This window comes from Rhodococcus sp. IEGM 1330, assembly GCF_033142445.1.
Lineage (GTDB): Bacteria > Actinomycetota > Actinomycetes > Mycobacteriales > Mycobacteriaceae > Rhodococcoides.
In genome coordinates this window covers 82975-101593 of record NZ_JAWLSB010000001.1, presented here as the reverse complement: position 1 = coordinate 101593, position 18619 = coordinate 82975, and the positions used below count along the sequence as shown (strand labels likewise).

The 18619-nt window shown below is 64.2% G+C and carries 18 protein-coding genes; 8 read left to right on the top strand and 10 right to left on the bottom strand.

The annotated features are described in order from the left end of the window. Nucleotides 1-37 precede the first annotated feature (37 nt). Entirely contained in the window at nt 38-1240 is a 1203-nt protein-coding gene (locus tag R4P57_RS00445) for a helix-turn-helix domain-containing protein (protein WP_317800938.1), read from the top strand. A gap of 41 nt (nt 1241-1281) precedes the next feature. Here the strand turns inward: R4P57_RS00445 and R4P57_RS00440 are convergent, their stop codons facing one another. Both R4P57_RS00440 and R4P57_RS00435 read right to left on the bottom strand, forming a co-directional pair. Continuing rightward, the gene (locus tag R4P57_RS00440) at nt 1282-2106 is read right to left on the bottom strand and encodes a dienelactone hydrolase family protein (protein ID WP_317800937.1); all 825 of its coding nucleotides are present in this window, start codon (nt 2104-2106) and stop codon (nt 1282-1284) included. Between the two features lie 104 nt (nt 2107-2210). Continuing rightward, entirely contained in the window at nt 2211-2546 is a 336-nt protein-coding gene (locus R4P57_RS00435) for a DUF2834 domain-containing protein (protein WP_314142094.1), read from the bottom strand. 128 nt (nt 2547-2674) lie between these two features. Between R4P57_RS00435 and R4P57_RS00430 the strand changes: the two genes are divergently transcribed. Then, a complete protein-coding gene (locus R4P57_RS00430) occupies nt 2675-3550 on the top strand; it encodes an SGNH/GDSL hydrolase family protein (protein ID WP_317800936.1) in 876 nt (291 codons plus the stop codon). Here the strand turns inward: R4P57_RS00430 and R4P57_RS00425 are convergent. From R4P57_RS00425 to R4P57_RS00415, 3 genes are all read right to left on the bottom strand, one after another. Continuing rightward, nucleotides 3532-3921 (bottom strand): VOC family protein, encoded by a 390-nt coding sequence (locus R4P57_RS00425; protein WP_317800935.1) that lies wholly within the window; start codon nt 3919-3921, stop codon nt 3532-3534. The genes R4P57_RS00430 and R4P57_RS00425 overlap by 19 nt on opposite strands. Nucleotides 3922-4013: 92 nt before the next feature. Then, a complete protein-coding gene (locus R4P57_RS00420; protein ID WP_317800934.1) occupies nt 4014-5306 on the bottom strand; it encodes an MFS transporter in 1293 nt (430 codons plus the stop codon). Continuing rightward, nucleotides 5303-6919, bottom strand: a complete 1617-nt coding sequence (locus tag R4P57_RS00415; RefSeq protein WP_317800933.1) for a class I adenylate-forming enzyme family protein — start codon at nt 6917-6919, stop codon at nt 5303-5305. The genes R4P57_RS00420 and R4P57_RS00415 overlap by 4 nt, the downstream gene beginning before the upstream one ends. A 150-nt stretch (nt 6920-7069) precedes the next feature. Here R4P57_RS00415 and R4P57_RS00410 point away from each other — a divergent pair, with 150 nt between their 5' ends. From R4P57_RS00410 to R4P57_RS00400, 3 genes are all read left to right on the top strand, one after another. After that, nucleotides 7070-7687 (top strand): TetR/AcrR family transcriptional regulator, encoded by a 618-nt coding sequence (locus tag R4P57_RS00410; RefSeq protein WP_317800932.1) that lies wholly within the window; start codon nt 7070-7072, stop codon nt 7685-7687. Nucleotides 7688-7778: 91 nt separating this feature from the next. Then, nucleotides 7779-8990, top strand: coding sequence for an acyl-CoA dehydrogenase family protein (locus R4P57_RS00405; protein WP_317800931.1), 1212 nt, complete (start codon nt 7779-7781; stop codon nt 8988-8990). Beyond that, nucleotides 8987-10012 carry a phosphotransferase family protein gene (locus R4P57_RS00400; protein WP_317800930.1) on the top strand — a complete coding sequence of 342 codons (1026 nt, stop codon included), beginning with the start codon at nt 8987-8989 and terminating at the stop codon, nt 10010-10012. Before R4P57_RS00405 ends, R4P57_RS00400 begins: the two co-directional genes overlap by 4 nt. A 14-nt stretch (nt 10013-10026) precedes the next feature. Here R4P57_RS00400 and R4P57_RS00395 read toward each other — a convergent pair whose 3' ends face one another. Together R4P57_RS00395 and R4P57_RS00390 are read right to left on the bottom strand one after the other, a co-directional pair. Next, entirely contained in the window at nt 10027-10959 is a 933-nt protein-coding gene (locus R4P57_RS00395; RefSeq protein ID WP_317801651.1) for an arabinofuranosidase, read from the bottom strand. Between the two features lie 113 nt (nt 10960-11072). Next, a complete protein-coding gene (locus tag R4P57_RS00390; RefSeq protein WP_317800929.1) occupies nt 11073-12680 on the bottom strand; it encodes a bifunctional diguanylate cyclase/phosphodiesterase in 1608 nt (535 codons plus the stop codon). Between the two features lie 193 nt (nt 12681-12873). Here R4P57_RS00390 and R4P57_RS00385 point away from each other — a divergent pair, with 193 nt between their 5' ends. After that, the gene (locus tag R4P57_RS00385; protein WP_317800928.1) at nt 12874-14031 is read left to right on the top strand and encodes a beta-ketoacyl synthase N-terminal-like domain-containing protein; all 1158 of its coding nucleotides are present in this window, start codon (nt 12874-12876) and stop codon (nt 14029-14031) included. Between the two features lie 69 nt (nt 14032-14100). Here R4P57_RS00385 and R4P57_RS00380 read toward each other — a convergent pair whose 3' ends face one another. The 3 genes from R4P57_RS00380 to fdhA all read right to left on the bottom strand — a co-directional run bounded on the left by R4P57_RS00380 (nt 14101) and on the right by fdhA (nt 16280). Beyond that, nucleotides 14101-14724, bottom strand: a complete 624-nt coding sequence (locus R4P57_RS00380) for a luciferase family protein (protein ID WP_317800927.1) — start codon at nt 14722-14724, stop codon at nt 14101-14103. Between the two features lie 22 nt (nt 14725-14746). Further along, entirely contained in the window at nt 14747-14950 is a 204-nt protein-coding gene (locus R4P57_RS00375) for a zinc-ribbon domain-containing protein (protein ID WP_317800926.1), read from the bottom strand. 112 nt (nt 14951-15062) lie between these two features. Then, nucleotides 15063-16280, bottom strand: coding sequence for a formaldehyde dehydrogenase, glutathione-independent (fdhA, locus tag R4P57_RS00370; RefSeq protein ID WP_317800925.1), 1218 nt, complete (start codon nt 16278-16280; stop codon nt 15063-15065). Nucleotides 16281-16485: 205 nt separating this feature from the next. Between fdhA and R4P57_RS00365 the strand changes: the two genes are divergently transcribed. Together R4P57_RS00365 and R4P57_RS00360 are read left to right on the top strand one after the other, a co-directional pair. Then, a complete protein-coding gene (locus tag R4P57_RS00365) occupies nt 16486-17499 on the top strand; it encodes an aldose epimerase family protein (protein WP_317800923.1) in 1014 nt (337 codons plus the stop codon). 111 nt (nt 17500-17610) lie between these two features. Continuing rightward, nucleotides 17611-18612: an ABC transporter substrate-binding protein gene (locus tag R4P57_RS00360; protein WP_317800922.1), complete on the top strand. Its 1002-nt coding sequence runs from the start codon at nt 17611-17613 to the stop codon at nt 18610-18612. Nucleotides 18613-18619 lie beyond the last annotated feature (7 nt).

Genomic DNA, 18619 nt, shown 5'->3' with positions numbered 1-18619 from the left:
GTTTATCAGTCCCTGACAACTATGAGACGATTCCGCGATGCACCAAGCCCGGGCCGCGGTGGTCGCCGAGATCGAAACGGAACTGGTCACTGTGGTGGCGTCGGCAGTGCAGGCCGTACGGAATGCAATCCCGGTCTATCGCAACCTGCACGGTCCGCAATTGGCGGATGTCGAGGCGATCGCCTACTGGTCGCTGCGTCGCCTGATGACGTTGTGGGCCGGCGGCGATCCGGCTATCGACGAACGCGATCACAGTCGATTCCGCGCGATCGGTGCGGCTCGCGCCGCCGACGGCCGACCGTTGGCCGATGTGCTGAGAGCGTACCGAGTTGCGTCGAGCGTGTTCGTTCGGCACGTGGCGACCGAGTACCTCGATGCGCTCGACCCACCGGACATCGCCGATCTCAGCCTGGGCGTGCTCGACGCCATCGACGCGATATCCGAGGAAATCATCGGCGCGTACATCGTTGCGCGCGAACAACTCACATCCAATCGAGCGCAGGCTCACGCCCTCTTGCTCGACGACCTGCTTGCAGGCAGACACAATTCGCCCGGAGCAGTGGCCGATCGCGCCCGCGAACTCGACCTCGAACTGCCCAGTCACCCGAATCTGCTGGTGGTGGAGCCGACAAGCGTGGCCAGATCACTGACCGACGACACCGTCGAATCTCTCGTTCTCGCATTGGGACTCGCGCCGCCCGATCGCACCACGCCGTCGACGCAGCGGAGTCATCTGTGCACCCGGCGCGAGCAGCGGGCGATCCTGCTACTGCCGTCCGAGATCGGTCGCGCCCACGTCGACGTCGCATCCCGTGCGACCGGTGTGCGTGGATGCCTCGTGGAGCGATCGACGATTGCCGGTGTCAGCAGCGCGTGGAGACTCGCTTCGGAAGCTCTGGACACTGCACCGGATCACGCGTTCGACGACCGTGCCGTGCTCGACACCGGTGACGGGCAGCTGCTGGCACTGTTGACCGCGCGGCCCACCGCGGACACGAGCGAGGTGGTGCGCACCGTTCTCGGCTCGCTCACCGAGGCCGCGAATGCGCATATCCTCGAGGGTCTTTCGGCCTTCATCGCCACCGGCACCGCCACGGCCGCAGCGACACAGTTGCACGTGCATCCGCAGACTCTGCGCTACCGACTGCGCCGAGCCCAGGAACTGACCGGCCGAGATCCGCGATCTGCGTGGCATCGACTCGCGTTGGACACTGCGCTTCAGCTACGCCAACTCGGCTGACCTGGTTTTCGTATCGCGAGACCGGCCGGAGGTCCGAGAAACTATGCAGTCGGGAGCAGCCGACTACGGAACAGGTCGAGTACCTGATCCAGCGCCTCTCGGGTCGGCTCCCCCGGCTCGTCGATCAGTCCTTCGGTGACGACCGAATGCGGTGGTCCGAATGCTTCCGGGTTGAAGGAGGAGTCGGGTAGTTCCACCGAGACGAAAGCGTCGCCGAGCTGCTCGCGCAGCCATTGGAATCGCGCAGGTGGGCACATCTTGTCGCCTTCGAAACGCATCCCCAGGACCGTGAGCTCCCCTGCTGCACACCGACTTTTCACCTTGTCCAGGTCGCCCGGGGTGATGTCGATGGATCTACCGCGAGACTTCGATGCCGCGAACGGAAGCGACGGCTGCGAGAGCACCGGTGCGATCAGTCGATCGTCCGCCGCCATGGCGAGAGCGAATCCGCCGGTGAAGCACATTCCGATGGCACCGACGCCTGGTCCGCCGCAGTGCTCGTGCTCCTGCGCTGCCAGGGCGCGCAACCACACCACGATGCGTGACGATTTGCCGGTGGCCAGGATGGTGAATTCGCGACTGATGCACGCAGGCACCATGGCGCGGGACATGGCCGCAACGGTGCCGAGCGCTCCCAGTTGCGCGGTCAGCGGATCCTTGCCGTCGACACCGAACAGGTGCGGAACAACGGCCGTACAACCGATTCCGGCGACGGTTCTCGCGAAGTCCGCGACCCTCGGAGTGATGCCGGGCATTTCCGACATCACGATCACGGCCGGTCCGGTTCCGATGCGATACACGGGCGCTGTCCGCCCGTCCGCGGTGAACTCGGTTCGCTCGAAGTCGGCCAGTGTGTCATCGGTCATGGGAGTGCGTCCTTCTGCCAGAGGTCCACCGCGCCGAGCCGACGCATGCCGTCAAAGCTAGATCATCGGATCGACTACGGCGCGAACCGCCGCAACACTGCCCCTTACCGCGAGTACTCGCGCAGCAGAAGGTACAGCGGTGCCGCGAAGCAGATTCCGACCGAACCGGTACCGACGGGCACCAGCCACCAATGCCTGACGCCGTTGTCCCTCGAATCCCACAGGGACCAGAGCCCGAACGCGACGCTGGTGATGCCGAGATCGGCCGTCAAAGCACGATTCGGTGTCGAGGCGACCCACTCGGCGAAGAAGGCTGTTGCGCTCTCGCGACTGACACCGTGCTCCTTGAAGTACGTCACCACGAAAGTGTTGGGGACGACGAAACCGATGACGGTCAGCAGGAGCAGTAAGCGTCGACGGGTGGCATCTGCAGTTCTCATGGCACTGAACCTAGAGCACGTGCGTGCGGCGTCGGCGTGTCATTCGATGCTTGTGAACCCGCTCGATCCGCTGCGGTGCCGGGCGGCGGTACCATCTCGGGCACTATCCGGCAGTGAGGGAGTTCGTGGTGCGAAGTAGGACGAGACGGTTCGGGCTCGGAGTTGTCGCAGCCGTCGTTGTCGCACTGGCGACGCCCTCCACTGCGGCCGCATCGTCGATCGAACACGTCAACCTCGGCGACAGCTTCAGCGCAGGAAACGGGGTGCTTCCACTGGCACCGGGCACACCGCTTCAGTGCCTGCAGTCCGAGCAGAACTTCGCCCACATCGTGGCGCGCCGGCAGGGTTACGACCTGACCGATGTGAGCTGCGGTGGTGCAGCGACCGAGGACTTCTATACTCCTCAATCCAGTGGCACTCGAGCGCAAATCGATGCGTTGTCGCCGTCCACCGACGTGGTGACCTCGATGATCGGTGGAAACGACAACAGCGTCTTCTCGGGTGCGATTGCCGCGTGCGTCGGCGCACTGGCAACCCACCCCGGTGTGTCCAACCCGTGCGAGCAGCAGAACGGAAGCACCTTCGACGACAAGATCGTCGGCATCACGTTGCCGTCGATTCGGCAGGCGTTGCGTGACATCCACACTCGCGCCCCGGACGCGAAGGTGATCATCGTCGGCTACCCGTGGCTCATTCCGGCCGAGAGCACGTGCGAACCGCTGGTTCCCGTTGCGCTCGGAGATGTGCCGTATCTGCGCAACCTCCAGGCCACTCTGAACGAGGCGGTCCGGCAGGCGGCGGCCGATACCGACACGACATTCGTCGACATGTCCGTGGTGTCGGAGGGTCACGACGCATGTCGACCCGTCGGAGTGCGGTGGGTCGAACCGCTTCTGTTCGCAGACCAGTTCGTGCCGCTGCACCCCAACGCTCTCGGCGAAGCTGCGATTGCAGCAGAAGTGACCGCGTCCCTGACGGCCCGAACTCAGTCGTCGATCGGCTGATCGAGAAACCATCGATGCCCGAACGGGTCGACGAAGACTGCGACTCGGCCTGCGGGCGGGCTGTTCTCGGGACCACGCACCATAGGTGTACCCGTTGCCGTCACACGTGCAGCGAGTGCATCCACGTCGTCGACAGCAAGGTGAAGCGTCACCGCTGCGCCGCGATTCGAGTCGGGTGCCGCAACGCCGGCAGAGTCGAATTCATCGGACATCATCCACCGACCGGCACCGACTGCCAACTCGCAGTGACCTATTCGGCCGTCTTCCATGACGATCGGTTCGTACGTGATCTCGGCATCCATCGCCGTGACATACCAATCGATCGCGGCGCGGCAGTCTGCAACGCAGAGGTAGGGAGTCAGTGAGTTCACGGCCCCACCGTTTCGGCGAGTGCAGGCTGGATTCCCCAGGTGATCGAATCGGTGCTGTTCATGGAGTCAACGGTAGATCGGCCGAAGTCGGATCACACGTCCTCGAGTCGAATTCCCCTAGTTTCCTTCATGAAGAAGCACGCGACACCGGTCATGGCGGCCAGGAACATGATGTACACGCCGAACACCCAGCCCAGATCGAGGCCGAGGAAGAGTTGGTTGAGATAGGGCGCAGTTCCACCGAACACCGCCACCGAGAACGAATAGGCAAATCCGATTGCCTGCGTGCGGAGTCGGGTGGGAAAGCTCTCCGAGAGTGTCGACGACAGAATCGATGCCGGGACGGCGATGACGAGCAGTGCAACCGTCGATGGAAGGAGCAACGTCCACCATTGCGTCGAGATCATCATTGTCAGAGGGATCTGCAGAGCGAACATCGATACGGCGAAGGCGGCCAGCATCGGCCGGCGACCGATCGAATCAGAGAGACGACCGAAGAATGGCAGGGACACCAACGCAATCAACTGAGCGATGACGAGCATCCAGTACGCGGTGTCGGGATTCATCCCACGCTGCGTGATGGCGAATGTCGACACGTACGAGGTCCAGGTGTAGTGCGCCGCCGTGATTCCCGACGTCATCCCGATCACCAACACGATCGCCTTCACGACCGTGCTGCGTGCGATCGGGTCCTGTTTCACCTTTTTCTGCTCCGAATCGAAGACCTCGCTCTCGTCCATGTTCTTACGCAGGTACAGAGCGAACAGCGCGAGGAGCGCACCCAGCAGGAACGGGATGCGCCAACCCCATTGGCCGACAGCAGATTCGGACAGTGTCGAGGTGATGACGCCACCGACCGTGTATGCCAGTGCCGAGCCACCGAAGATCGCGACGAACGCGACGCTTCCCCACATCCCACGTCGGTTCGGCGGCGCGATCTCGCCGACGTAGGAGTAAGCCGTCGCCGACTCGCCGCCGTGCGCGAAACCCTGCATGACGCGTGCGAGCAACAGCAGCACCGATGCCCAGGCCCCGATCGCACCGTAGGTGGGCATGATGCCGATCAGCAGGCTTCCGGCTGCCATCATCAGCATGGTGGTGACGAGAACGAACTTGCGCCCCTTCTTGTCTGCGATCCGGCCGAACACGATACCGCCGAGCGGCCGCATCAGGAATCCGACGGCGAACACCGCCAACGTGGACAGTAGGGCCGAGACCGGGTCGCTCTGGCTGAACATCGCCGCGGCGATGAACGGTGCGAACACTGCGTAGGCGCTCCACTCGTACCATTCGAGTACGTTGCCGATCGTGCTGGCGAACAACGACTTCTTCCGCGAGGAGATGTCCGGTGTCGAGCGGGTGTCGCGGGGTGATCCAACGGTCATGGGGTGCCACTTTCACTCGAGTGAGTCTGTGCTGAAACAGGTTTGAGGGCTGCGCGACGAATCTTCCCGGTCTGAGTCTTGGGCAGCTCGTCGACGATGTGTATTTCTTTCGGACGTTTGTAGGCAGCGAGCCGATCGCGTGCGAAGGCCATCAGGTCGTCCGTGGTCACGGCGGAACCACTGCGGACCGACACGTACGCGACCACCGATTCCCCTTGATAGGTGTCGGGACGACCGACCACGGCTGCCTCGAACACCGTCGGGTGTTCGTAGAGGGCGTCCTCGACCTCTCGGGGCCAGACCTTGTATCCGGAGACGTTGATCTGGTCCTTCAGCCGGTCGACGAGGTAGACCCATCCCTGTTCGTCGATGATCGCTACGTCTCCGGTGTGCAGGCGACCTTCGGGCATCGTCGACGCCGACGCCTCCGGGTTCTGCCAGTAGCCCGAGACCACCTGCGGCCCGGACACTTCCAACTCGCCGGCAACTCCCGGTTCGGTCGGTCGCCCGGCGAGATCGAGTGTGCGCAGCTGCACGCGAGGAAGCGGCAGTCCGACGGACAACGATCCGCTCGACGCGTCCACCGGTGCCCGGAGTCCGGGCGGCACCGCGATCACACCGGCGGTGGTCTCGGTCATTCCGTACGCATTGTGGATATAGCACCCGAACTTCGCCTCGAACGCGGAGACGGTGGCCGGGGGAATGGGCGCGCCGCCCGAGTACAGCGACTTGACCGAGGCGAAATGTCTGCGGTCCGCGCCCGGGCTCTCGGAGATCGCGTTGAACACGGTGATGGACCCGATGGTGTAGGTGACCCGATGCTCGACGAAAGCATCCAACGTGACGTCGGCGTGGAAGCGGTTCGCGAACACGAGCAAGCAATCGCGCACCAGAGCCACCGCAGCATCGAGCATGGCCCCGGTGATGTGGAACAGCGGTGCGACAGCGAACACGACGTCGCCATCCTCCATTCCCGCACGCTCACCGAAGTCCGTGGCCGTCGCACATGCGTTGGCGTGCGAGATCCGAGCGCCCTTGGGGGGTCCTGTGGTTCCGGAGGTGTAGGCCAACAACGCAAGATCGTTCGGCTGCAGTGTGAATTCACCGATCGCATGACCGCGATAGGCCTCGACGAGGCCGAGCAGGTCGTTCTCGGGCGTCGGCGTGACGCGCGTCGTCGTGGTGAACACACGCGGATCGTTGCGAGTCTGCAGATCCAGTCCGCTGGTGCTCACGAGAAACCGAATCGTACTGCCCTGCAGCGAGGTTTGGAGCGCGTCGAGATCCGATTCGTCGCACACGAGGGCGACGGGCTCCGCGTCGTCGAGCAGGTGTCGCAGTTCTCTGTTGCGGTACATGGGATTCAGGATCAGAGCGACAGCACCGATCTTCCACAGCGCCAAGAACGTCAGTGCGTAGTGCGGAACGTTCTGCAGGTAGATGCCGACGCGGTCGCCCGGGGTGACTCCGCGGTCCGCAAACGCGGCGGCGAGTGCGTCGGACGCCTCGTCGACCTCGCGAGCGGTGAGAACAGCATCGAAGTACGCCAGCGCGGGCCGATCGGGCGACCGGGACACTCGGGTGCGCCACGCGTCGAGGATGGTGAGGGTCATCGAGGACTCTTTCGATTGGGCGTCGGCCTGGCCAGCAGTACCGACCGAACACTCGCTCGGTCGGCATTCGTAGTGTTGCGGATCACAGGAGAGGTGTCAACCGGGTGCTTCCGAGACCACACGCGTCGCTCCGCCATCTACGGTGGGCGCATGACCGCGACCCGCACCTGGCGAACATACGAGGGCTCGAACCTCACTCCTGCCTTGTCGTCGGCGTTGAACACGTTCGTCGAACAGGGCTATCACGGAACGTCGGTGCGGCAGATCGCCGCAGGGGCGGGCCTGTCCGTTCCGGGCCTCTACCACCACTTCCCGTCGAAGCAGGCTCTGCTGGTCGGCATCATGGACGCGTCGATGGACGAGCTGTTGGAACGAACTCGATCGGCAGAGGCCGGTGCTGGATCATCGCCGAGTGACCGTTTCGACGCCGTCGTCGAATCCCTGCTGCTGTTCCACATTCACAGACGCGACGCCGCATTCGTGTGCTCGACGGAGATCCGCAGCCTCGATCCTGCGAATCGCGCCGCCTACATTTCCAAACGCGACGAGGAACAACGGCTGCTCGACGCGATCGTCGCCGCCGGTGTCGAGGCAGGCCTGTTCGACACTCCGCACCCGAGGGACGCCAGCCGAGCCGTGACGACGATGTGTGTCGGCGTAGCAACGTGGTACCGACCGGACGGGCCGTTGTCTCCGAGCGAGCTGGTGGCGGTCTATCTCGACATTGCCCGTCGTACGGTCGGTGCTGTGACCGGCGGGCAGGAGTAGCTGCCCGGGAATCCTTGACCTGACCGAGCGATTGTGTCAACCTTCCAGTGACCGAGCGAGTGTTCGGTCGGTACCGGAAAGGGAGCGCATCGTGGCCATCGATCTGACGTACGACCCCGACATCGAGAAGCTGATCGATCGGACGCGCACGTTCACCCGCGACCATGTGCTTCCCATCGAAGACCGATTCCTGGGCAACATTGCCGACGCCGGGGGCGATGAGCTGCGCATCGAGATGCAAGCGGCCGCGAAAGATGCCGGCGTGTTCGCGCCGCACGCGCCGGTCGAATACGGCGGCCACGGGCTGTCGATGTGCGACCGCGCGCCGGTGTTCGAAGAAGCCGGCTACTCGCTGTTCGGTCCGATCGCCCTCAACCTCGGCGCCCCCGACGAGGGCAACGTCCACATGCTCGCTCACATCGCGTCGGCAGCGCAGAAAGAGCAGTTTCTCGCTCCGCTCGCGCGCGGCGACGTGCGGTCGGCTTTCGCGATGACCGAACCCGCGCCGGGTGCAGGCTCCGATCCCGCGGCACTCACCACCGCCGCCGAGCGGGTCGAGGGCGGCTGGAAGATCGACGGGCACAAGTGGTTCATCACCGGTGCCGACGGTGCAGGCTTCTTCATCATCATGGCCCGCACCTCGGGCGCGCCCGGTGATCGCGGCGGGGCCACGATGTTCCTGGCACCCGCCGACACCGCGGGCATCAGGGTCGGCCGGCACATCGGCACTCTGGACAAAGCGATGATCGGCGGTCACTGCGAGGTGTTCTTCGAGAACGCGTTCGTGCCCGACGAGAACGTGCTCGGTGCCGTCGACGAGGGATTCGCCTACGCCCAGGTGCGCCTGGGGCCGGCTCGCATGACGCACGTGATGCGCTGGCTCGGGGCCTCCCGCCGTGCGCACGACATCGCCGTCGCCCAGGTTGCTCGGCGTGAAGGGTTCGGCGGCAAGCTCGGAGACCTCGGCATGGTGCAGAAAATGGTCGCGGACAACGAGATCGACATCGCGGCCACCCGAGCGCTGCTGACCGTGGCGTGCTTCGAGTTGGATCGAGGTGGACACGCGGGCAACGAGACGTCGATCGCGAAGACGTTCGCCGCCGAGGCCATCTTCCGAATCGTCGACCGCAGTATCCAGATGTGTGGAGGTCTCGGGGTTTCCGACGATCTCCCACTGGCCAGGCTCTCACGCGAAGTGCGCCCGTTCCGCGTCTACGACGGCCCGTCCGAGGTACACCGCTGGGCCATCGCCAAACGGACGATCGGTGCAGCCAAGCGCGCAGCGCGGGAGGCACAGTCTTGAGCGAACTGCCGGGCATGAATCGCGATGCGCTGGAACGGTTCCTGCGAGGGAACGGCATCGAGGTCGACGGTGAATTGTCGGTCGAGATGATCAGCGGTGGCCGATCCAATCTCACCTACAAGGCGTACGACGACTCCTCGACCTGGGTTGTTCGCCGCCCTCCCACCAGTGGGCTCACGCCCTCGGCACACGACATGGCCCGCGAGTGGGCCGTCACGGAAGCCCTTGCATCCACCGATGTTCCGGTCGCTACGACCGTCGCGTTCGATCGAGACGGTTCTGCGTTGGGTGCGCCCATGACCGTCGTGGAGTTCGTCCCGGGTCGAGTCGTTCGTAGCCGCGAGGATCTTCGTGATCTGACGGATGCGCAGGTCACCGAGAACGCCGCCGAGTTGGTCCGGGTGCTCGCCAGGCTGCATGCCGTCGACCCCGACGCCGTGGGCCTCGGCAGCTTCGGCCGACCCGACGGGTTCGTCTCGCGGCAGGTCGCCACGTGGGCTCGGCAGTGGGAACGAGTCAAGACTCGCGACCTGCCCGATGTCGAACGATTGCATCGCGCGCTCGAAGCGGCAGTACCGGCAAGATCTGCGTCGTCCATCGTGCACGGCGACTATCGTGTCGACAACACCATTCTCGACGCCGACGACGTCGGTTCCGTTGCCGCGGTGGTGGACTGGGAGATGTCCACGCTCGGTGATCCCCTGACCGACGTTGCACTGATGTGCATCTACCGGCAACCGGTCTTCGATGCAGTCCTCGGCGCGGACGCTGCATGGACGAGCGATCGGTACCCCTCGGCGGCAGACCTCGCGCAACACTACGCAGTGGAATCCGGTCGAGAACTTCATGATTGGGGCTTCTACCTCGCCCTGGCCAATTTCAAGCTCGGAGTGATCGGCGAGGGAATCACTCACCGCGCGCTGTCGGGCTCCGACACCGGGGCCGGTGCAGGCAAGGCCGCGGAGGCCACCGGGGAGTTCGTCGCGGCCGGACTAAGAGCACTCGCAGGAACCAGCGACTGACGCGAAACCGACTGTCAGGCGGGCTCTCTCATCACACCGATGTGGCGGACGGTGTCCGACACACCCGGAAGCTCCTGAGGCTCGGACCAGGTGTTCAACCCGTCCGTACTGTCGGAGTAGAAGTACTTCCGATCGGTGTAGTCGTCGTAGTACAACCGCCATGTACCGTCGGGCAACTCGATGACGGCCGGACCTTCTTTCAGCGGTCCGAAATCGCGGGTGGGAACGAAGGTGTATGGCCCGATCAACGACGGTGCCGTCCAGTGTTCGATGATCTTGCGGGTCTCGTTCTTGGTGAACGCGTTATAGGTCGGCCCTACTTTGACCACCGTGGTGTCGATGTGGTCCGCTCCGATGCCGACGAACGGAACCGGGAAGCTCCACATCCTCAGGCCTGGGTCCATGGCCGTCATCAGATACGGCACGAACCCGCCGCCGCTCGACAGCGACACGATGATGCTGACGCGGTCACCCTCGACGAACCACTCCGGCGCCCATGCCTTGGTGGTGAACGGAGACAGTGACGGTCCGTCCGAGAAGCCGGCCGATCCGCTGAATCCGGGAGGGCTGGCCGAGCCGGTACCGGCTCCGGTGCCGGGCAGGAAAGCGCAGCAGAACGGGATCGGGAAGTTCTGCAGGAACGTCCAATTCACGCGGTCACTGCTGCGCGCGAAGCCGATGTTCGCACCGCCGCCCGTCGTGTACGTCACGTAGTACATCCCGTCGGTGTGCCGGAATATGCTCGCATCGCGTACCACCCCGGACGGCGGTCGGTAGGCCGAAGTCTGCAGTGCTGTGAAATCGGTGCCGTCACTGGATGCGTAGACATCCATGTCACGATCGCTGTCGTTGCTGAAGGCCACCATCGTGTAGCGCCACGCGGAGGGTGCAGCGGCACCGGTTCCTGCAGCGGAGAACAACAGTCCGGCGACAGCCAGGATCACCATCGGTACGACGAACACGAACCTACGTACAGTCGATAACACCGAAGAAGTATGTCCGACCCATACGCACCATGCGTACCTTTGGTAACAGATACAACAGATTGTTACCGATGTTGTTATGAATGCGAAATGTACTGCGTAACGGGCTTGGCCTGGTACATCTCGCGATCGGCATCGTCGAGTATGTCCAAAGCACTTCGGGTGTCGTCGCGGTCGACGGTGACGCCACCGATGCTCGCCGTCACCGTCAACACCCGCCCCGCGGTCATGATCGGTGTGGACAATTCGGCGCGAACATCGTCGGCCTCGGTACCCACACAACGCGAAACGACCGCCACGAACTCGTCGCCCCCGATACGACCCACGAAGGCATCGGGCGGGAGAGCTCGGGACAGACGATCTGCGACTACCCCCAGAACGGAGTCGCCGACGGTATGACCGTGCAGATCGTTGATGGTCTTGAAGTTGTCGAGGTCGATGAACAGCACGGCCATGGAGTCCTCGCGATCGGGCTTCGCCAGCTGCTCGTCCAGGCGAGCCAGGATCAACGGCCTGTTCGGCAGACCGGTCAGGTCGTCGTGCGTCGCTGCATGCTCGAGCTTCATGCTCATCCGGTAGGCGTCGGTGATATCGACGAACGTCGCGACGACGGAGGGGGTCGGGTCGCCCGCGGTGAGCATCGTCGCCGTCAACGACAGCCAGAAGTTCCGGCCGTCCCGGCGACGTTCGACCCCGATCACCGCCTGGCAGGGCTCGCCGGTTTTCCTGGTGACTGCGACGGGATGTTCGAACGGGTGGATCGGCCCTTCGTCGGTGCCGTACACCCGGAACGGAAGAACCGACGCCTGTCCAGAGGTCGCCAATCCGGCCCGGATGTCCAGAATGGTCTTCGCAGACAGGTTCGCCGATTCGATTCGGCCAGTGTGATCGAGAACGACGACGCCCGCCTCCAGTGATTCCACGACCGCGGTGAAATGTTCCTCGACTCTGCGTACTGCACTCTGGTCGGCACAGACCAACACGTAGCCGTCGGGCATCTGGGCGGCCGACACGATCACAGCAAGCGCCGACCCGTCCGCATGCCGATGGGAATCGGACAGCCGGCCGCCGAGAGCGAGAATCGCGGCAGGATCACAGGGCACCCCGACGGCCGTCGAGACCTCACGACCGAGCACGTCCGCTGACGGTCGCCCGTAGACCGACTCCGCAGCAGGGTTCCAACTCGACACCAGACCGTCGGCGGACACACCGATGATGGCATCGCTGACGTGCTCGACCAGAGCGGCTTGCTTCTGCAGCGCCCTCTGCGCAGCCTTGTGTTCGGTGAGGTCCCGAAGAATGACCTGGAATGCCGGCTCGCCGTTCCACACGGTGCGCACCGATACCGCTTCCATCGTCAGCGTCGTCCCGTCGAGGGCCAGGACCGTTGCTTCCGACGCGGCGCTGGCGGAGCCGTGAGAGTCGAGAGCGGAGATCCGCTCGAGCATGGACCCGACCGATTCCGCGGCGATGAACTTCGTGATCGGATGCCCGATGACGTCCGCTGCATCCTCGGCACGCAGATACCGCATCCCGGCGGGGTTGAGGTAGACGAGGATGCCTCGTCGATGGACCCCGATCGCGTCCGGCGAATGCTCGATGAGAACCCGATAGCGATCGGCAAGTCCGGGCGACGCGGGATGCGATCGAGGGTCGTCGACGCCATCGCGCTCCCCTGGAGCCATGCTCGGTCCTCGCGATCGTAGGCGGACGGTCAACACCCGATTGAACCACTTAGTAACGTGCCGTTGGCGACTCATGTCCGTTTCGGACTGTATGTCCTTCTTTTCGACTGGACCTGATGCCGGTTTGAGGGGCTAAATCAAGGAGCGAACCGAATCCGGTTTCGCGAACCTCGAAAAGAAACGGATTTCCACGATGAGCTCTCATGGCATCGACATCACCGGGATCGGCGCACTGTCCGGCTACGGCTGGGGCGCATCCGCCCTGTGGGACGGCCTGTCCACGGGCAAGGCGGCGGCCACGCTGCACCACGACCTCACCCGACCAGGACAGAATCCGGTCTGGCTGGCGAAAGTCCCCGACGGCGGGGACCGCAGCGACGGCACCAGCCGATTCGGCCGGGCACTTCGCGGGGCGGCACGCGAAGCAGTAGAAGACGCGATCGCGCGGGGCTGGCAGCCGGGTCGACGGGTGGGTCTGGTCCATGCTGTCGTCCTGGGTGAAGTGGACGAGTGGCGCAACTTCTATCTGCGAGACGGCGGAGAACGCCGTGTTCGTGACTATCTGACGCTGATGCCGTCGACCCCGGTGTCCCTACTGATGCAGGAATACGGCTTCCACGGCCCGGCCATGAATGTCTCGGCGATGTGCGCTTCGGGCAATGCGGGTCTGCTCACTGCCAAGATGTGGCTCGATACCGGATTCGTCGACGACGTGGTGTTCGTCGCCACCGATCTGTCCCTGACTCCGGAGAACATCGACCACTTCGTGAAGCTCGGCGTCGGTGTGGTCGACGTGGAGCCACAGGAGGGCTGCCGGCCGTTCCAAGAGGGCAGCCGCGGGTTCGGAATGGGCGAGGCCGCAACGGCCTTCGTTCTGTCGACGCGCAGCTCGGCCTCGTATGCACGGGTGCTGGGCGGTTCGATGACACACGACGCGTTTCATGCCACCTCGATCGACCCTGCGCTCACCCAGGTGCGGGCCTGCTTCGAGCAAGCGTTGGTCGACGCCGACGTCACTGCCCAGCAGGTGCGCTACCTCAACGCCCACGGACCCGGCACCGCGCAGTGCGATGCGGCAGAAACCACCATGTTGGAGACAGTGCTGGACTCCCACGCGCAGGTGTATTCGGTGAAGCCGTTGACGGGACATTGCCAAGGCGCGGCGTCGGCGATCGAAACCATTTCTGCGGTCATGGGATTCGAGCGTGGACTCGTGCCGGCGGCCCCGCAGGTATCCGATGCGCACCCCTTGCTGCTCGACGGTTTCACCGCTGCGGAGCCAGGATTGACCGTCAAATCGTCCCTGGGAATGGGCGGACACAACTCGGTGGTGGTGCTGGCACCGGCATGAGTCGTTCTCGGGGGCTCGGCAGCTCGCGTGGGCTGTCGAGCCCTGGAGCGCCGCTCGGCAATGCTGCAATCAGCCTGTGCCCAGGGCGGTTTCGACAACACGATCGAGGATTCGGCTGATGTGCTCTACGTCGTAGCGGTCTCGGGGCGAGTACAGCAAGACGTAGGGCTCGGGAAGTCCGATCGCTGGGCGGCCGGCCAGCGGATGCAATTCTCCCCAACCGGCGTCGATGATGCGCTGCGCATCGCCGTGCTCCGCGACGACGTGCAGCGACCCGTCGCTGGGATGGACGTGAGCGATCTCCCCGCCGGCTTGTGCCACCACACCGGGTCGCCGTTTCTCGGCGACCACGTACAAGGCCTGCCCATGCTTCTCGAAATGACTCGTGCTCAGGTACAGGAGATCGGAGTGAGTACGCGTACAGGACTCGAGAACGTCGAACACCGACACCGGGCCGCCCGGCGCGATTCCGTTCAGCTGGCGATGCGGAATCGGATAAGGGGCCACCGACGGACGGGGACCGGGCCGCGTCGGCAGTTCCCACGTCGACGAAGCAGCGTCCACGTCACGGACGGTCAGCGGATCCCTACCGAGCGGGGTGAGGATCTTGGTGATGGCCCACCCCACCATGTTGGCGGGTAGCCCACCGGGGCCGAGCGCTTTCCACGCCGCATAGTCCTCGGCGATACTCATGAGACGAGAATTCTGCAGGCACTCACACAGACACTGCCGCGCCGCAGATTCCGCATTCCTCGAACTCGACCCGCTTCCAACGTGCGACAGGAACGAAGAACAGCGTGAACTGCTGGTACTGCTTCATACGCGCCCATTGCGTGACGTTGTGGCAGCGCGGGCAGGTTCGCGTGGCACCCGAGCCGATGTGTTTGCGCTTGCTGCCGAAGCCGAAGAGAAGGAACATGACGCCAGCATAGGTGCGGTCCATCGTCGAGGATCGCCGACAACAGGTGCAGCGCGAGGACGGCCGCCCTCGCACACTGGGTAGCGAGGGCGGCCGTGGTCGCGCGGTGGCGTCAGCTCGCGATCATGCCGTGTGGATCGATGACGAACTTCTGTGCGACTCCACTGTCGAATTCGCGGTAGCCACGCGGAGCGTCGTCGAGCGAGATGACCGTTGCATTGACGGCTTTCGCGATCGAGACCCGCTCCGAGAGAATCGCATTCATCAGTTCGCGGTGGTAGCTCATCACCGGGCACTGCCCGGTTGCGAACGACAGCGATTTCGCCCAACCCGTGCCGAGACTGAGCGACAGGGCACCACGCTGAGCAGCCTCGTCCACGCCGCCGGGATCGCCGGTCACGTACAACCCCGGGATGCCGATTCCACCGCCCGCTGTGGTGATGTCCATCAACGAGTTGAGAACCGTGGCCGGGGCCTCCCGGGCCGAATCTCCACCGTGACCGCGGGCCTCGAAGCCCACGGCATCCACCGCGGCGTCGACCTCGGGCACGCCGAGAATCTGTTCGATCTGATCCTGCGGTGCACCCTTGCCCACGTCGACGGTCTCGCAGCCGAACGTTCGCGCCTGGGCCAGCCTCTCGGCGTTCATGTCGCCGACGATCACCACCGAAGCTCCCAGCAATTGCGCACCGACTGCGGCGGCGAGGCCGACCGGGCCGGCGCCCGCGATGTACACCGTCGCACCGGGTTTGACACCTGCGGTGACGGCCCCGTGGAATCCGGTGGGAAAGATATCCGAGAGCATGGTCAGGTCCAGTATCTTCTCCAGAGCCTGGTCGCGATCGGGGAACTTCAGCAGGTTGAAGTCTGCGTAGGGTGCCATGACGTACTCCGCCTGGCCGCCGACCCACCCGCCCATGTCTACGTAGCCGAATGCCGAGCCCGGTCGATCGGGGTTCACATTGAGACAGATTCCCGTCTTGCGCTCCTTGCAGTTTCGACACCGTCCGCAGGCGATGTTGAACGGAACCGAGCAGATGTCTCCCACCTTCAGGAACTCGACGTCGCGTCCGACCTCGACGATTTCGCCGGTGATCTCGTGGCCGAGCACCAGCCCCTCGGGCGCGGTCGTGCGCCCACGAACCATGTGCTGGTCACTGCCGCAGATGTTGGTCGAGACGACTTTCAGAATCACTCCGTGCTCGCACTTGCGTCCGACGTTGGCCGGGTTCACTCCGGGGCCGTCGGTCAACTCCAGGCCCGGAAATTCGATGTCCTGAACCTCTACCTTGCCTGGTCCGGCGTACGTCACTGCTCTGTTGTCTGCCACGATTTCTCCTGTTCGGCGGATTCCTGGTGCGATCGACAGACCGAGATCGATTGTGCGCTCACAGTTTTCGTGTACCTTCGACAGTGAACGCGAGGCGATGTGGCCTGCATCACACCATAGTATGCGCACGTGCGAATACGGGTCGCGCCGCCCGCCGCGCAGCGATCACAGCACCGATCCCACTCCCCGGCGCTATCGTCGAGCCGTGCCATCCGATGAGAATTCCAGCCAGATCGTCACGATCGGCTCCGCGCCCGGCGTCGAGGTCGACGTGCTCACCTACGGTGCCACCCTGCAGCGCATGTCGGTCACCTGCGGCGACGGACAACGACGAGACGTCCTCGTCGGCGTAGCCGGCGAGGACGAATTACGTTCGTCTAAGGCATATTTCGGCTCCACAGTGGGCCGGTACGCCAATCGCATCGCGGATGGACGGCTCGACATCGACGGACGACCGGCGCAGCTGACGATCAACGACGGCACCAATCACCTCCACGGTGGCACCGACGGCTTCGACTCGCGACACTGGACCGTCGTCGAGCGATCGGCAGACTCGGTCGAACTCGAACTCGTCAGCCCGGACGGGGATCAGGGCTACCCGGGCGAGGTTCGTGCGCGGGCACGGTTCTCGATCACGGACGACGCACTGCGCTTGGAGCTGACCGCCACCACGACCGCGACGACCGTGGTGAACCTGACCTCGCATGCATACTTCGACCTCGACGGTCACGGCATCGACGACCACGTGCTCCAGGTCTTCGCGTCGTCGTTCACTCCCGTGAATCCGGACGGTATTCCCACCGGGAGCATCGACGACGTCGCAGGCAGTGCCCTCGATCTCCGAGAACCGGGCCGCGTCGGCGATCTCGCCCGGGCCACCCACCCGCAACTGTCGGCGGCCAGGGGAATCGACCACAACTTCGTCGTCGACGGCGACGGGTTGCGGTGCGCGGCAAGGCTCTCCTCGGCGCGCAGCCGAACCGCACTGGAGGTGTGGACCGATCAGCCCGGCGTGCAGGTGTACACCGGGAACTTCTTGGACGGTAGCGATGTCTCGCGGCGCGGAACCATGCTGCGCCAGGGAGACGGCATAGCGCTCGAACCTCAGCTGTTTCCCGACGGGCCGAATCATCCGAACTTCCCGTCGGCCGAACTGAACCCTGGCGAGACGTACCGGTCCGTCATCGAGTGGAAGTTCTCTGTCGACGACCTCGGGTGAGCGTTAACAATTCTTCGATCGATCTTTCCGAAACTATTGACGACTGCCGATGTTAACGCTCACACTGTGTTGCACACGTCACAGCGGAGTGGCGACATCGAGGAGATCACCATGGCGTCGAAGACATTTTTTGCGGCAAGCGCGCTCATCCTGAGCGGCGCAATCGTCCTGAGCGGGTGCAGCAGCGGAGGCGACGACGCATCCGGCGGCGGCAGCGAAGGCGGTACCGTCCTGGGCTTCTCCCAGGTCGGTGCCGAAAGCGGCTGGCGGACCGCGAACACCACATCGATTCAAGACGCAGCCACCGCGGCCGGCGTCGATCTGAAATTCTCCGACGCGCAGCAGAAACAGGAGAACCAGATCAAGGCGATTCGCACCTACATCCAACAGAAGGTCGACGTCATCGCATTCAGTCCGGTCGTCGAGACCGGGTGGGAACCTGTTCTGCAGGAAGCGAAGCGAGCCAATATTCCCGTGATTCTCACCGACCGCGCGGTCGACACCACCGACGACTCGCTCTACGCGACATTCCTCGGCTCGGACTTCGTCGAAGAAGGCGTCAAGGCCGGTGACTGGCTGGTGCAGAACAGCGCGATCGCCGACAGCACCGGAGACGGCAAGATCAACGTGGTCGAACTCGAAGGCACCACCGGTGCCGCTCCGGCCATCGACCGCGCCGAGGGATTCCGCCAGGCGATCGGCAGCGAGCCGAGCATCGCCATCACGGCGTCGCAGACCGGCGACTTCACCCGCGACGGCGGCAAGCAGGTCATGGAGTCGTTCCTGAACTCCAACCGCGGCCAGATCGACGTCGTCTTCGCTCAGAACGACGACATGGGCCTCGGGGCAATCCAAGCCATCGAGGCCGCAGGACTGCTGCCGGGCAAGGACATCAAGATCATCACGGTCGACGCCGTCAAGGACGGAATGCAGGCCCTCGCCGACGGCAAGATCGACTTCATCGTCGAGTGCAATCCTCTCCTCGGACCTCAGTTGATGGAGCTGACCGAAAAAGTCGTCAAGGGCGAGGACGTACCCAAGCGGGTCGTCACCGAGGAAACCACCTTCACGTCCGATCAGGCGGCCGCCGTACTCGCCGACCGCCAGTACTGAGGGAGGT